The organism is Endozoicomonas sp. 8E, from assembly GCF_032883915.1.
Lineage (GTDB): Bacteria > Pseudomonadota > Gammaproteobacteria > Pseudomonadales > Endozoicomonadaceae > Endozoicomonas_A.
In genome coordinates, this window is the sequence record NZ_CP120717.1 from 19,370 (window position 1) to 35,611 (window position 16,242).

General features: G+C 46.3%; 11 protein-coding genes and 1 pseudogene. 9 read left to right on the top strand and 3 right to left on the bottom strand.

The features are described 5' to 3' along the window. Nucleotides 1–280 precede the first annotated feature (280 nt). Nucleotides 281–2,884 carry a hypothetical protein gene (locus P6910_RS00085; RefSeq protein WP_317144263.1) on the top strand — a complete coding sequence of 868 codons (2,604 nt, stop codon included), beginning with the start codon at nt 281–283 and terminating at the stop codon, nt 2,882–2,884. Between the two features lie 562 nt (nt 2,885–3,446). Beyond that, a complete protein-coding gene (locus tag P6910_RS00090; protein ID WP_317144264.1) occupies nt 3,447–5,999 on the top strand; it encodes an ATP-binding protein in 2,553 nt (850 codons plus the stop codon). Between the two features lie 144 nt (nt 6,000–6,143). On the opposite strand, the gene P6910_RS00095 is transcribed toward P6910_RS00090, so the two are convergent. Together P6910_RS00095 and P6910_RS00100 are read right to left on the bottom strand one after the other, a co-directional pair. Beyond that, complete coding sequence (locus tag P6910_RS00095) at nt 6,144–7,160, bottom strand: Fe(3+) ABC transporter substrate-binding protein (protein WP_317144265.1); 1,017 nt, start codon at nt 7,158–7,160, stop codon at nt 6,144–6,146. 234 nt (nt 7,161–7,394) lie between these two features. Further along, nucleotides 7,395–8,447, bottom strand: coding sequence for a hypothetical protein (locus P6910_RS00100; RefSeq protein WP_317144266.1), 1,053 nt, complete (start codon nt 8,445–8,447; stop codon nt 7,395–7,397). A gap of 865 nt (nt 8,448–9,312) precedes the next feature. Between P6910_RS00100 and mnmG the strand changes: the two genes are divergently transcribed. Continuing rightward, entirely contained in the window at nt 9,313–11,187 is a 1,875-nt protein-coding gene (gene mnmG / locus P6910_RS00105; RefSeq protein WP_317146597.1) for a tRNA uridine-5-carboxymethylaminomethyl(34) synthesis enzyme MnmG, read from the top strand. Here mnmG and P6910_RS00110 read toward each other — a convergent pair. Further along, entirely contained in the window at nt 11,162–11,533 is a 372-nt protein-coding gene (locus P6910_RS00110; protein WP_317144267.1) for a hypothetical protein, read from the bottom strand. The two genes, mnmG and P6910_RS00110, sit on opposite strands and share 26 nt — an antisense overlap. A 331-nt stretch (nt 11,534–11,864) precedes the next feature. Between P6910_RS00110 and rsmG the strand changes: the two genes are divergently transcribed. From rsmG to P6910_RS00140, 6 genes and pseudogenes are all read left to right on the top strand, one after another. Then, entirely contained in the window at nt 11,865–12,509 is a 645-nt protein-coding gene (gene rsmG / locus P6910_RS00115; protein ID WP_317144268.1) for a 16S rRNA (guanine(527)-N(7))-methyltransferase RsmG, read from the top strand. Nucleotides 12,510–12,561: 52 nt separating this feature from the next. After that, nucleotides 12,562–13,368, top strand: coding sequence for a ParA family protein (locus P6910_RS00120; protein WP_317144269.1), 807 nt, complete (start codon nt 12,562–12,564; stop codon nt 13,366–13,368). Beyond that, a complete protein-coding gene (locus P6910_RS00125) occupies nt 13,365–14,270 on the top strand; it encodes a ParB/RepB/Spo0J family partition protein (RefSeq protein ID WP_317146598.1) in 906 nt (301 codons plus the stop codon). The genes P6910_RS00120 and P6910_RS00125 overlap by 4 nt, the downstream gene beginning before the upstream one ends. 113 nt (nt 14,271–14,383) lie before the next feature. Next, nucleotides 14,384–14,527 (top strand): hypothetical protein, encoded by a 144-nt coding sequence (locus P6910_RS00130; RefSeq protein ID WP_317144270.1) that lies wholly within the window; start codon nt 14,384–14,386, stop codon nt 14,525–14,527. Nucleotides 14,528–14,542: 15 nt separating this feature from the next. Next, nucleotides 14,543–15,919 (top strand): annotated as a pseudogene (locus P6910_RS00135) (bifunctional 2',3'-cyclic-nucleotide 2'-phosphodiesterase/3'-nucleotidase); the annotation flags it as partial. Nucleotides 15,920–15,957: 38 nt separating this feature from the next. Beyond that, on the top strand, nt 15,958–16,242 hold the full coding sequence (locus tag P6910_RS00140) for a recombinase family protein (protein ID WP_317144271.1): 285 nt from the start codon (nt 15,958–15,960) through the stop codon (nt 16,240–16,242).

Here is a 16,242-nt window from a genome sequence, read left to right on the forward strand (position 1 = left end):
TCGTCGGATTTGAACTCAGCTCGGGAAACGGCCAATCAGCTTCAAATACACAATCTGGTAGATTAGGGTTCAAATTCCTGACCAGAGCCCCCCTTTAGCAGTGAACTAAATCATTTCCTTTCTGTCTAAATAAACAGAGCGATAGTACAAGATTCGGATAATTTACTCCTTCTCTTGAGATTGCCTGAAGAACTGTTATGAAGCATTAAATTTGCCAGGCAAATGAGCTAACCAGAAGGATGGTATTAACAGCAGATACAACTTAAAAGGACGATCAATTATGAATAGTGTAACTTTTTCTACTACCGGCTGTCAGGCCGCTGTAGCTTTCCAATTCGAAAATATAGAAAATAGTCCCCCTTTCACCTCTTCAGTTTTCACCTCAAGACGTGTAAATCCCTCGCCAGTAAAAAATGCTCCTGAGATGAACGTCGCTAACAACCCGAAAGAAAGGGTGGATTCAAGCGGGCAGTCGCAGAGCCTGAGGAAAAGAATCATTGAAGAGTCTAATACTGCCGCAAGCGGTACTGTTCTATCTGCACAAGGTTCAAAACAACATTTTCCTTTCTCTAATGCCTCTGTCTCACGAGATGATGATGCTATTCTGGCAATTCATTTCAAATCTTTAGACACGATTACACCCTCTTACAAACCCTCCCCGGTAAGTCACAGTAATAAGCCCATGGATGAACAATTTGCCAATAAAACGATTCATTGGCTCGAGCAACTTAACACATCATACGAAGAGCGGAGCTCAGTCATGACAAGTTTTTATGATCCAGTTCCGCCAATGAACGCAAGTTTTACCCAATTGAGCAATAACTTTGTCAGGACAAACTTTTATGATCCAGCTGCGTTTATGGGCACACTTTTTACGAGCAATGGCCTTGACATGACAACCTGCGGTGCTTCTCGTTCGCCAGAAGTGCAGGAAGCAAGAAAACGTCTGGGTGTTTTTTATGATGAGGATTATATGGACTATGAACTTCCCAGGCTGTCAAACGGTATTAACCTCGTAACGCACTCACTACCAGAATATTTTGACAGGAGTTATAGATCCAGTTTTGTAGCAAAGGATAACGGGCATACACCCAGTGAGTGTCTGAATGCTTTTTTTCATGGCCCCACCATTGCAGACTGTGCGACAACCATGCTGGCCTGCCAGTATCGAGCCATTGAATCCATCATTGGCACCGACGAATTCAACCGGATCTTTGGTGCACCGGTGGCAAAGTTTAGAATTTCCTGCACGATTATGTCGCACACCAGCAAAAACCCTTTTAACTTCACGAATAGTGCCGGATATTTAAAGCCGATCGATGTCAGCAACCCTATCTATGATCTGTTTGACAATCTTATGCACATTGACGAAACCGGCACTTATTCAGCTGACAGGAAACTGTTAGAACGGGATATCAAAAAGGGCGATCTCATCTACATTATGGGTGTTATAAGCTACTCGAAGAAACATAAAATCGGTAATGCTACAGGTTTCAATCTGGTATGCACCGGGCAAAATAGCAGCGGACAGAATCTCTATCTGGGGTTTGGTCCGAATGAATTTGTTGAACCGAAAACCTATGACCAAGTCAAAAAAATATTGATTGATGGTTACAATAAACCACAGGGTCCTGAAACAATCCGTGCAATCGAAAAGGGGGAAACGCAGTATGCCCAGCTGAAAGACCATACCGTGCCCCATGACCACCCTATTGCTGGTATCACTTGTGCGCTTCGCTTCAGTAATGAGCGATGGGAATATTTTTTGTCGCAGTGCGATCAAGTCTGGCATCGTCAACCACTGTCGTCTGTTACACCGACTATGGAATCAAAGCCGGTGCATCAGGCTTCATCGTTCACCATTGAAAATCTTGATGCTGATTTAGATCAATTCAAACCCGACTCAGAACAGCAGGAACGGATGAAAGATGCGGCCCGGAAGTTCGCACACGCTGTGATAAATAATCAGTGCGAAGTCTCGCATAAAAAGCCCATGGGACTTTTCCTGACCGGATCAGCGGGATTAGGAAAAACATATCTATGTGCAGCGGTTACCAAAAAAGCAGCCGAATATGGTGTCGACACCCTTTATATAGACGAAGTTACGGCAGCTGGTCTTTATAATGACTCAGAGGGTAATGAAGCGCTGTGGGCTGAAAAGATCGACGAAATGCTTGTCGGTAAGGATTTGGTGGTCATCGATGATGCCAGCGGCGGATATCTTAGTAAACAACTTCTGGCAAAAACAATGAAACATGTGATGACTCATAACAAAGCCATCATGGTCAGTTCAAATCCTCATATTCCTGTCAAAGATGCAACCCCTGACGTTATTGATCCCTTAACCAGGAAAGCTCACAATTTTCTTTATCTGAGCGATTTACAGGGAGACAGTCGCCGTTCTCAATGGTGGTGCAGCTCTGAAGTTCAGGCGGCCGATGCAATAACGCAACTGGGTCAGTATCAAGGTGGCAAGGCGGCAGCAGTGATCATTGAACGCGCTCTATCAATAGACGAAATGGCCAAAATACTCAGTATTCCGGCAGAACAGATCCGCTGGGTGGACTCACCTCTTTTGCCCGGACTCCCACAAAAAATAAGCCCCGATTTCTTTCTGAGCGATTTATCCAAAACACAGCATCAGGCTGTTTTTATTGAGTGTGATGCTGCTGGTGGCTTAATTGAAATTGAGCAGTTCATAAATATTGTTCAGAGAGTACACGATGAAGGCTTAAAGCTGGTGGTTAAAACCGAAGACCGCTCATTATTGTTAAAAAATGTACTGAATTATTTAGAGAAAGATTTCAGTATTAGAAAGTACAGGATCCGTATTGCTGACCGTCTCAAGCATATGTTCCAGGACTTTTCGGAATCCGGACTGTAAAGTTGACTCGGGGCTCGGCTCGCTGAATTGCTTTTACATCGAAAGCTGAGGCGCCGAGGCCTTATAGACCGGAGTCAGTCATTAACGGAGTAATGCCAATCGTGCTTTCTAACTCCCATCTATAGCGCAATAGGGCGTTAGAAAGTTCGATTGGTGTAAGAAGCAGAAAGAGGCAGCAAGCAGCCGCCCGCTCTCCAGAAGGCCGAAAGACCTTTTAATTACAGATCAAAACGGACTTCGTCTAACAGTTTCTGAGCACTCGCGTAGTTCTCTGCCAGCTTGTAGACAGGCAGATCGTCGGATTTGAACTCACCCCAGGAAACGACCAATAAGATTCAAATACGCAATCTGGCAGATTAGGGTTCAAATTCCTGACCTGAGCCCCCCATGTAGTAGTGAACTAAATCATTTCCTCTCTGTCCAATAACAGGGTGATAGTACAAGATACGGATAATTTACCCCTTCTCTTAAGATTGCCTGAAGCATTAAATTTGCCAGGCAAATGAGCTAACCACAAGAACGGTATTAACAGCAGATACAACTTAATAAACAACGACTAATTATGGATAATGTAAATACTTTCGCTAACAGCTATCAGCCCGCTGTACCTCTCCAATACGGAAAAACAGAGACTGAATCTTCTAAAATATCGGCTGAAAATAGCCCCTCTCTCACCACTTCAGGTTCCACCTCAAGAAGTGTAAAGCCCTCGCCAGTAAAAAATGGTGCTGAGATGAACGTCGCTGACAACCCGAAAGAAAGGGTGGATTCAAGCGGGCAGACGCAGAGCCTGAGGAAAAGAATAATTGAAGAGTCTAACGCTGACGCAAGCGATACTGTCGTATCTGCACAAGGTTCAAAACAATGTCTTTCCTCCTGTAATGCCCCTGTCTTACGAGATGATGATGCTACTATGGCAATTCATTTCAAATCTTTAGGCGTGATAACTCCCTCTTACAAAGCCTTCCCGGTAAGTGACAGTAATAAGCGCATGGACGAACAATTTGCCAATAAAACGATTCATTGGCTCGAGCAACTTAACACATTATACGAAGAGCGGAGCTCAGTCATGACAAGCTTTTATGATCCTGTTCCGTTTATGGACGCAAGTTTTACCCAATCGGACAATAGCTTGGTCAAGACAACTTACGATGATTCTCGTGCGCCAGAAGTGCTGGAAGTAAGAAAACGTCTGGGGGTTTTTTATGATGAAGATTATATGAACTATGAACTTCCCAGGCTATCAAACGGTATGAACCTCGTGAAACACACACTACCAGAATATTTTGATAGGACTTACGTAAACAGCTTTGTAGCAGAGGATAACGGGCATACACCCAGTGAGCGTCTGAATGCTTTTTTTCATGGCCCTACCCTTGCGGACTGTGCAACGGCTTTGCTGGCCTGTCAGTATCGAGCCATTGAATCCATCATTGGCACCGACGAATTCAACCGGATCTTTGGTGCACCAGTCGCAAAGTTTAGAATTTCCTGCACGATTAGCCAAAGTTATTATAAGTTCACGAATGGTGCTGAAAATTTAAAACCGATCGAAATCAGCAACCCTATCTATAACCTGTTTTACAATCTTTCGTACCTTGACGAAACCCGCATTGCTTCAGCTGACAAGGAACTGTCAAAACGGGATTTCAAAAAGGGTGATATCATCTACATTGCGGGCGTAAAAGACTACTCGAAGAAACATAAAGTCGGTAATGCCACAGGTTTTAATCTGATATGCACCGGGCAAAACAGCAGCGGACAGAATCTCTATCTGGGGTTTGGTCCGGATAAATTTGATGAACCGAAAACCTACGACCAAGTCAAAAAAATACTGATTGATGGCTACAATAAACCACAGGGTCCTGAAACAATCCATGCTATCGGAAAGGGGGAAAGGCATTATGCCCAGCTGAAAGGCCATATCTTGCCCCATGACCACCCTATTGTTGGCATCACTTGTGCGCTTCGCTTCAGTAATAGGTACTGGAAATATTTTTTGTCGCAGTGGGATCAAGTCTGGCATCGTCGACCACTGTTGCCTGTCACACCGACTATGGAACCAAAGCCGGTGCATCAGGTTTCACCGTTCACCATTGAAAATCTTGATTCTGATTTTGATCAATTCAAAGCCGACTCAAAGCAGCAGAAACGGATGAAAGGTACTGCCCTGAAGTTCGCACACGCTGTGATAAATAATCAGTGTGAAGCCTCGCATAAAAAGCCCATGGGACTATTCCTGAGCGGATCAGCGGGAATAGGAAAAACACATCTATGTACAGCGGTTGCCAAAAAAGCAGCCGAGTATGGTGTTGACACCCTTTACATAGACGATGCTACGGCAGGTACTCTGTATAATGACTTAGAGGGCAATGAGGCGCTATGGGCTGAAAAGATCGACGAAAAGCTTGCCGGAAAGGATTTGGTGGTCATCGATGATGCCAACGGCTCACTTAGCAAAAAACTTCTGGCAAATACAATGAGTCATGTGATGACTCATAACAAAGCCATCATGGTCAGTTCAAATGTTCATATTCCTGCCAAAGATGCAACCCCTGGCGTTATTGATCCCTTAACCAGCGAAGCCCATAACTTTCTTTACCTGAGCAATTTGCAGGGAAACAGTTGCCGTTCCCAATGGTGGCGCAGCTCTGAAGTTCAGGCGGCTGATGCAATATCGCAACTGGGTCAGTATCAAGGTGGCAAGGCGGCAGCAGTGATCACTGAGCGCACTGTATCAATAGACGAAATGACCAAAATACTCAGTATTCCGATGGAACAGATCCGCCGGGTGGGTCCCCCTCTTTTGCCCGGACTCCCACAAAAATTAAGCCCCGATTACTTTCTCAGCGATTTATCCAAAACACAGCATCAGGCTGTTTTTATGGAGTGTGATGCTGCTGGTGGTAAAATTGAAATTGAGCAGCTCATAAATATTGTTCAGAGAGTACACGATGAAGGCTTAAAGCTGCTGGTTAAAACTGAAGACCGCTCATTATTGTTAAAAAATGTACTGAATTATTTAGAGCGTGACGCCTATATTAAAAACTACAGGCTCCGTATTGATGACCGTCTCAAGCATATGTTCCAGGACTTTTCGGAATCCGGACTGTAAAGTTGACTCGGGGCTCGGCTCGCTGAATTGCTTTTACATCGAAAGTTAAGGCGCCGAGGTCTCGTAGACCAGAGTCAGGAGGTAGGTAGCAGAAAGAGCCAGCAAACAGCCGCTGGCTCTTCAGAAGGTCGAAAGGCCTTTCAATTACAGATCAAAACGGACTTCGTCTAACAGTTTCTGAGCGGTTGCGTAGTTCTCTGCCAGCTTATAAACAGGCAGATCGTCAGATTTGAACTCACCCCAGGAAGCAACAATCTTTGAAACAGGTACGTCAGGGTTTACAGGGTATTCCATATTGACTTCAGCGAAGGTGGCCTGAGCTCTATCACTGGCCAGGAATTCCATTAACTTCACGGCATTGTCTTTGTTAGGAGCGTATTTGGTCAGAACCATACCACTCACATTAACGTGGGAGCCATTGCCTTTCTGATCAGGGAAGTTAATGTAAACGGACTCAGCCCATGAACGCTGTTCTTTATCCGACATCATCTTGCCATAGTAATAGCTGTTACCGATAGCCAGATCGCAAACGCCTTCCTTAATAGCCTTTACCTGGGCACGGTCGTTACCCTGGGGACGACGGGCAAGGTTTTCCTTGAAACCTTCCAACCATTCTTTGGTCGCTTCCTCACCATTGTGAGCGACATAAGCAGCAACGAGACCAACGTTGTAAGCGTTTTTACCGCTGCGTGTGCAAATTTTGCCTTTGTACTTTGGATCGGCCAGATCGTCGTAAGTGATGCCTTCCGGCTTCTCTGAACGTTTGGTGCTGTAGATGTTTCTGACACGCTTGGTCAGGGCAAACCATTCACCCTCAGGGTCTCTGTACTGGGCAGGAATGTCGTTATTGATTGATTGGTTGTTAACGGGCTGGCTGAGATCTTTTTCAACCAGATTCATCAGTCGACTGATGTCTGTCGTCAATACGAGGTCAGCAGGGCTCAGTTTGCCTTCACGTTCAAGACGCTCACTCAGACCTTTTTTAGCAAACACCGTATTGACTTCAATACCGGTGTCTTTGGTGAACTCTGCGAACAGAGGTTCAACCAGAAAGGGCTGACGATAGGAGTAAACATTAACCACTTCTGCGGCCAGGGAGATGGCAGATGCAGCCATAAGACCTGTTGCTAAAAGTGCTGAAGAGACTTTATTTTTCAACATGAGCGACAACCGTATTTTTATAATATCAATCTAAATAAGAAATATTATCATTCGCGTATTCTACAGAAATCCTCCTTTATCGCTAGTTTTTAAGTACATAAGTACTAACTTTTTTGTTCTATTCGCCCACCTTTTCAGATTTGCCAGAGCCCCACACTGAACAGCCGGCCTTACGGCGGGCTATATGTGGCTATTGCATCTCAAGATAGGGTGTATCGAGTTCACCCCCCCAACTCACTGGCCTCCCTCATAAGATGTCACAAATGACCTGAGTCGCTCGAATAGTTGCCGTACTTGAGTCGTTGTCAGAAAAAATTGAACGGTGCCAGGTTTTACTTCCTCTTTTTCGGGAGTACAACCTCCTCTGTAAACCCTCCGTTCTTTATAAGCTAATGCACCCTCTACTCCTTCTCCATTAAGGAAACTAATCATTTCATTCCGAATTTTGTAGCCACTCACTCTGCATGGCATTAACAGCATGTCAAGAATGATGTTGTATCCGTGCCCCTCTATCGGGGAAGTTTGTTTTGGATTATAAGGGAATGAGCAGGTTTCCAGTTTCTCAAATAATTTGCAGACTTTCTGCCATAGTTGAACTCGTTTGTCACTTTGGTCGAATTGATTAAGTCGGGATCTGAGATATTGTGCGCCATCAGACCCAAAAGCCTGGGCTAATGTATCTTCAAGAACCTGCCCTGGATGAGTATAAAAGTAATCTCGCCAGACCAATGCTGAGTCAGATTCAGGCAATCGGATATCTAGACTGGGTATTGGTTGCTCAGTAGCGTTTAGCTTTTCAGTTGATTCCAAAGCAGGTAAGGCAACCCCCTGCTGATTAGCTGTGCTGTTGGAATTATCAGGCTCGGTGAATAGAACTTTTGCCATATTGGCTTTGTACATCTCTTCAACCAACTCTGGAGGCAGACTGTCCGGCCAACTATTGTTGTCATAGTTAACTCCGTTAATTTTTGACGTTTTATTCAGTTTCCAGCACACCGTTCCAGACGGTGATTCATTTAGGTCATACCTGGGTCCCGGACTTAAAACCAGTAGTGATTGAATGTTGATGTTAGTTGCAGGTGTGGTTTGCTCGGTTCTTCGATCCGCAAGATCCAGATGGTAGAGTTGGACGGATCCTGCTCTGAATGTAGGGCATAATGGCTCGTCTTCTCTATGAACACTGACGGACATTCCACCAATGGCGCCTGCTAGCGTCTCTACCGGTGATTGATCGGGCGTTGACGGGGGGGGTGACTCGGCAAAGCCGTTATTTCTTATTCCATCCATGGCACGTTCCTCCTAAAAATACATTCATTATTTTGGAGTAGTTTTTGGAATGAAAGTTCAAAATATTGTTGTCAGTACACCTAACTAAACAACAGGACTTCGATTCTGGGTTGAGCGAATGCCCTTCCTTATGGTTCAGATGCCCTTGAGCTCCGCTAGCAGTCTGCGTCTTACCTGATCTTCTGTTTCTCCATCCCCTTTCCAATCTGCGAAGAACCTTCTGACTATTCGAACTTGCTGATACTGCCTTGTGGATAAAAAATATCTTTTTATGAGTCTAAAATACGCTTCAAACGTAGGTTTTATCGACGTTTCAGAGAGGAGATTCTGTTAAAAAAGCGTTGTGGAAAGTTCTATAGAGAAGCTATTTATAGGTACCGGGATAAGATATTGATAAATTTCAGGTGTGGATAAAAACCACTTTATCCACAAGTAAACCACATCTTAACCGAAAGATCCCAACAGCAGACTGACACACTTATTCATTTTATAAATATTTGATATAAATAAATTTTTTTTACTTACCCACAGAAACTACTCACACCATACATAATAAAAATATCTAATAAACACTACGTTAAAGATGGCAATTGTATTTAATATTACGCACAAGTAAGGACCTCTAAAAACAGTAGGAAGATGACATACAAGACTTCGGGCTTTACGACTGAAACCTTCGCTGGTGCCGCTCTAAGCTATACATCTGAAGAAATAAGGCCTTGGTTAAATACCCCCTCAGCTGAAAAAACAGGCTGAAAGCGTCTGTGATGAAAAGGATGCGTGTTGTGGACAAAAGAGCTGAGGTATAATTCGCCTCTTTTTTTTATTAGACCCATAAACGAACAAAGGTGATGTGACCTTGGCAGTGGATTTTCCAACCCGGTTTGATGTGATAGTGATTGGTGGTGGCCATGCGGGCACAGAGGCTGCTCTTGCTTCTGCACGTATGGATGTTAAAACACTCTTGTTGACCCATAACATCGAAACTCTGGGGATGATGTCCTGCAATCCTGCCATCGGTGGTATTGGCAAGAGTCACCTGGTGAAAGAAGTGGATGCCCTGGGTGGTGCCATGGGTCTGGCGACGGATTTGGCGGGTATTCAGTTTCGGGTTTTGAATGCGCGAAAGGGGCCGGCTGTAAGAGCTACCCGTGCCCAGGCGGACCGGTCGCTCTATAAAGAAGCTATCCGAAACATTCTGGAAAATCAGGACAACTTGTGGATATTCCAGCAATCCGCTGATGACCTGATGGTTGAACAGGGTCAGGTTACCGGTGTAGTGACCAACATGGGGGTTCGTTTCTTTGCAACCAACGTGGTCCTGACCGCAGGAACTTTCCTGGGTGGTCGAATTCATATTGGTCTGGAAAATCACAGCGGTGGCAGAGCTGGAGATCCTCCTTCCATAGCATTGGCCAATAGATTGAGAGATCTTGATCTGGCCGTTGAGCGTCTGAAAACCGGGACGCCTGCCCGCATTGACGCCCGATCTGTTGATTTTTCGATGATGGAAGAGCAACCGGGTGATACACCGGTTCCGGTTGTATCCTATCTGGGCTCTGTCGAACAGCACCCCCGTCAGGTGTCTTGTTATATTACCCACACCAACGAACGGACCCATGAGATCATTCGTGGGGGTCTTGATCGCTCACCTATGTTTACTGGTGTGATTGAAGGCATTGGCCCAAGGTACTGTCCTTCTATTGAAGACAAGATCACCCGCTTTGCCGATAAGTCTTCACACCAGGTATTCCTCGAGCCAGAGGGCCTGAATACCAATGAGCTCTACCCCAATGGAATTTCTACCAGTCTTCCCTTCGATGTTCAGGTCGATCTGGTGCGTTCTATCCGTGGTCTGGAAAATGCTCACATTACCCGTCCGGGTTATGCCATTGAATACGATTATTTTGACCCGCGAGGTTTGAAGTATTCTCTTGAAACAAAAGCGATTGGTGGTTTGTTCTTTGCCGGGCAAATCAATGGCACCACCGGCTATGAAGAGGCAGCGGCCCAGGGACTGCTGGCTGGTTTGAATGCCGGTCTGAGAGCGCAAGGTAAAGAGAGCTGGTGCCCTCGCAGGGATGAAGCCTACATTGGCGTTCTGGTAGACGATCTGATTACCAATGGCACCAGCGAGCCCTACAGAATGTTTACCAGCCGTGCGGAATATCGCCTGATTCTGCGTGAAGACAATGCTGATTTGCGTCTGACAGAAAAAGGACGTGAGCTGGGTCTGGTGGACGACGTCCGCTGGTCAGCATTCTGCGACAAAAAAGAGCGAATTGAGAAGGAAAATGAACGCCTTCGGACCACATTCATTCATCCAAAGACCGAAGCTTCGGCAAAAATCGACAATAAACTCTCCAGGCCCATCAGTCGTGAATACAGCCTGCAGGAACTGCTGCGCCGTCCCGAGCTGACTTATACGGATGTTGCCGGACTCTCCGGTGAGCCCCAGGATAATCCACAGGTCTGTGAGCAGGTTGAGATTGCTACCAAGTACGAAGGTTATATCCATCGCCAGACGGAAGAGATTGATCGTCTTCGCCGTTATGAAGGCACAAAGATTCCTGAGGCCCTGGATTACAGCGTGATCGAGGGGTTGTCTAATGAGCTGAAGCAGAAGCTCAATGAAAACAGGCCTGAAACTCTGGGACGGGCTTCCCGAATTCAGGGGATGACACCTGCAGCGGTCTCGTTGCTACTGATTCATCTTAAAAAACGTTCGATGGTTGCCTGATTTTGGCTCGCTGACGCAGACCTGGCTTTATGGTCGAGAAACCAAGCCTGTTTCGATTCGGGTATCGGTTTTTCCTTCTCAAAGCCTCGTCACGGGATGACTGGCGCTTTGTTTTTAAACGATTACGCAGCGCCATTCGTCCTTTTTTTATCGAATAGGGCGTGACAGGTTGAGCGATCAGAGTGGGTTTCCTGATATTCAGAGTCGATGGTGAAAAGTTAGTGATTAACTGAGTCTGCTCTCTGACAGTCAATCCGGTTTCTGACCGATCAACTGAGAAAAGATCAACGGTTGACTTAAGCCTGTTCAGAATAGTCTGTGAGAGTCGTTTGATTATTTTTTTCATAAGTCTGTTGATAACGCACTGTGAGACTTCCCAAAGAAATTAGTAGAGGCACAGCCAAGAGTTTATCATCACCATCTTTTGTCTGATCGACGATTTGTACTCCGGCCTTTTCTTTAAGCCTATCCGCCAAACAGGCTTTTCACCATCGAGAAGGTTTAATTTCAGCCTGAAAAGTGGCACATCGGGTTCGATACTGCTTTTTATCAATAAGGCTATGAAAATTGACGTGCAATCAGAAGGTTATCAATTCGACTGAATCTGCTATTTGCAATACACTATCCATCAAGCCATGAGGCTGTTAATCCATGTACCCTATCTGGACTGCTTCTTGATGTCATTTCTGTCCTTACGTGAACGCATCTGCAAGGGCGCACTTGCGCAATCCCTGTCACTGGCGGATAGCCAGGCAGACTTGCTGACACGTTATGTAGAGCTGCTTGCCAAATGGAACAAAGCTTATAATCTGACTGCCGTCAGGGATCCGTTGGAAATGGTGTCACGGCACATACACGACAGCCTGAGTATTGCGCCCTTTATGGAGGGGGATCATCTAATGGACGTAGGTTCCGGGCCCGGTCTGCCAGGCATACCCATGGCGATCCTGAATCCAGAAAAGCAGTACACCCTGTTGGACAGTAACGGTAAAAAAACACGTTTTATGACTCAGGCTAAAACAGAGCTGGGTCTTGGAAATGTCACAGTGGCGAATTGCCGGGTAGAATCCTTTGAGTCAATCCAGCCGTTTGACGTTATTATGTCCAGAGCATTCAGTTCTCTGGCTGATATGGTGAATGGCTGCCACCATCTGATCAAGGCAGGTGGTAAGTTTCTGGCAATGAAAGGCCTGTACCCGGAACAGGAACTGGTCGATCTGAGGCAGCTAAGACCGGAAATTTCCCTGCTGGAAAGCCATGCCCTTGACGTCCCGGGTTGTGAAGCACAGAGGCATCTGGTTATTCTGAAGGCTGGCGTGTAATTTAAACAGACAGCTTTTCAAAAACATAAAGACGATACGGTAGCAATTGGCAGTGGGAAAAATTCTTGCGGTAACGAACCAAAAAGGTGGGGTAGGAAAGACCACTTCCTGCATCAACCTGTCCGCCTCTCTGGTAGCGACCAAACGAAAGGTGTTATTGGTTGATATGGACCCTCAGGGAAATGCCACGACGGGAAGTGGTATCAATAAACATGACCTGGAGTATTCCTCCTATCACGTTCTGACCGGACGATGCTCCATCGATCAGGCTATTGAGAACGCTGAAGATGCGGGCTACGATGTGGTCCCCACTAACGCTGACCTCACTGCCGCTGAAGTTGAACTCATGTCGATGGAAGCCAGGGAAACCCGGTTGAGAAATGCACTGGCTTCTGTCAGTGAACACTATGACTATATTCTGATTGATTGCCCACCGTCGCTTAATATGCTGACGCTGAATGCTCTGGTTGCCGCAGAAGGTGTCATTATCCCCATGCAGTGCGAATATTATGCGCTGGAAGGCTTAACTGCCCTGATGGAAACCATTACCGGTATCAGACAGACCATTAATCCTAAGCTCCATATTGAGGGGCTGCTCAGAACCATGTACGACCCCCGAATGGGTTTGACCAACGAAGTATCCAGACAGCTGATTGGTCATTTTGGCGATCAGGTTTATCGTACAGTTATCCCACGGAATGTGCGTCTGGCTGAGGCCCCAAGCCATGGCAAACCGGTGCTGGCTTATGACCGAACCTCCAGAGGGGCGGTAGCTTACCTGGCGCTGGCGGGTGAGCTGGTTCGCAGACAAGAGGCTCTTAACAAGGGGCTCAAGACTGAAAGGAAGACAGGGACCTGATGGCTAAAAAACGTCTTGGCACCAATTTAAGTGCATTGATGGGAGGCGCAAACCTCTCATCATCGGTTTCCGATGAATTAACCAACCCGACAGAAACGCCTGAAGGCGAAACACTTGATAATAAGGAACTCAAAGAGATTCCTGTCGAGTTTATGTTGCGTGGCAAATATCAGCCGCGTCGGGATATGCATCCGGATGCTCTGGAAGAACTGGCTGAAAGCATCAAAGCCCAGGGCATCATGCAGCCTATTGTGGTCCGTCCGGTGTCCCGGAATCGTTATGAGATCATTGCCGGAGAACGTCGCTGGAGAGCCGCACAGCTGGCCGGTCTGGCTGAGGTGCCAGCCCTGGTTAGGGATGTTCCTGATGAAGCGGCCATAGCCATGTCCCTGATCGAAAACATCCAGCGGGAAGATCTTAACCCCATTGAAGAAGCCATTGCGCTGTCTCGCTTGCAGAAAGAGTTTGAACTGACTCAGCAGGAGGTGGCTGAGGCCGTAGGTAAATCCAGAGCAGCAGTAGCCAATATCTTGCGTCTGATGTCTTTGAGTTCTGACGTGAAGAAAATGCTGGAATACGGTGACCTGGAGATGGGGCACGCCCGAGCTCTGTTGCCTCTGTCTGATATGGAGCAGCTGGAGGCCGCAAGGACCGTTGTGGCCAAAGGACTTTCTGTTCGCCAGACAGAAGCTCTGGCACGTCGTATGGTGCAGGAAAAAGAGCAGGGTAAGAACAAAACTTCGAAGAAAATAGATCCTGACATCAAGCGCCTGGAAGATGACTTATCGGATCGCGTCGGAGCCAGGGTTGCCATTACCCATAACGCCAAAGGCAAGGGAAAACTGGTGATTTCCTACAACAGCCTGGATGAACTGGACGGGGTTCTGGCGCATATTCAATAAGTGTCCGATGCCCAATAAACACAAGGAGTTTGTTCGCAAAACCCTGATATTAATGTGATTGGCACTCATATAAGCTCTGATGAAAAATATCACTCACAGCATCAGGATCTTCCATGCGTTTCACTAGGGCGACTCTTTTCGCAGCTGTTTTTGCTGCTCTGGCTTCTCTGGGCGGTCCTTCACAGGCAGCCACTATTGAGCTGAGAGTGCTCGAAACCACCGATATTCACACCAATATCATGGATTTCGATTACTAAAAGGGACAGCCTACCAACCAGTTCGGTTATGCTCGTGTTGCAACTTTGATTCGCGAAGCTCGTGCTGAAGTTGAAAACAGTGTTCTGGTTGATAACGGCGACCTGATCCAGGGGTCACCCATGGGGGACTTCATGGCGGATAAAGGTCTGAAAAAAGGAGAAGTCCACCCCGCTTATAAAGCCATGAATTTGATGGATTATGATGTCGGTAACATTGGCAATCATGAATTCAACTATGGTCTGGATTTTTTGGTTAAGGCCATCAGTGGAGCGAACTTCCCCTATATCAGTGCCAACGTTTACGATGCCAAAACGGGTAAGCATGTTTTCAAACCGTACCTGATTAAAAAACAACAGTTCACCGATACCGAAGGTAATATTCAAACAGTAAAAGTGGGGTACATTGGATTTGTGCCGCCGCAGATTATGGTGTGGGACAAAAAGAATCTGGAAGGCAGGGTGATTGCCAGAGACATCACCGAAACGGCAAAAAAACTGGTCCCTCAAATGAAGCAAGAGGGGGCAGAAGTCGTTATTGCAATCCCTCATTCCGGTGTCAGTCAGGAAACTTATAAGGCCATGGCGGAAAACTCGGTCTACTACCTGACCCATTTAGAGGGTATTGATGCCATCATGTTTGGTCACTCCCATGCAGTATTCCCCGGTAATAATTTCGCCAGTCTGAAAGGCGTGGATCTGAAAAAGGGCACCATCAATGGTATTCCTTCTGTGATGCCGGGTCGTTGGGGTGATCACCTGGGGGTTGTTGATCTGGTTCTGGATAACAGTAACGGTCACTGGGAGGTCATAGATGGCAAAGCCATCAGTCGTCCTATTTTTGATCGTCCCAACAATCGGTCTCTGGCCAAGTCTGATGAAGCTGTCCTCAAAGCGGTAAAAACAGAACACAAAGGCACTCTTGACTTCGTAAAACAGCCAATTGGCAAAGCGTCTGACAATATGTACAGCTTCCTCGCTCTGGTTCAGGATGATCCTACGGTTCAGATCGTCAACGATGCCCAGATTGCCTATGTTGAGAGATTTATTCAGGGCGATCCCGATCTGGATGGTATTCCGGTTATTTCCGCAGCCGCGCCCTTCAAGGCCGGGGGTCGCAAAGACGATCCCAATGGCTATACCGAAGTAGAAGCTGGAACCCTGACGTTCAGCAATGCAGCTGATCTCTATCTGTATCCTAACACTCTGGTTGCCCTGAAGATGACAGGTAAAGAGCTGAAAGACTACCTGGAGAGAGCGGCTGGCCAATTTAACCGTATTGATCCCTCCAGCACCGGGCAACAGCATCTGATCAACTGGGATGGTTTCCGTACCTACAACTTCGATGCGGTTGAAGGGGTTAAAAACAGTTCGCAACAATCTATTATAATCTAAAACTATCTTATAAAATCTCAAGTATAAATAAGAGATTAGTGAAGATAGGTGAGGCAGCTCGTCTACTTGGTACAGACCCAGTAACACTTCGAAAATGGGAAAGTACAGGTGAGCTGCTTCCTGCCAGAAAGACCAAAGGTGGAACTCGTTACTACGACATGTCTGAATTCATAGGCTACAGTAACGAAGCTGCGCCTACGCTTTGCTATTGCAGAGTATCCGGTCACGGCCAAAAGCCAGACTTAGACAGGCAGCAAGAGTTACTGGAAGCCTGCTGTTCTGCAAAAGGTTGGCGAACTCAGGTTATACGAAAAAATGCTTGA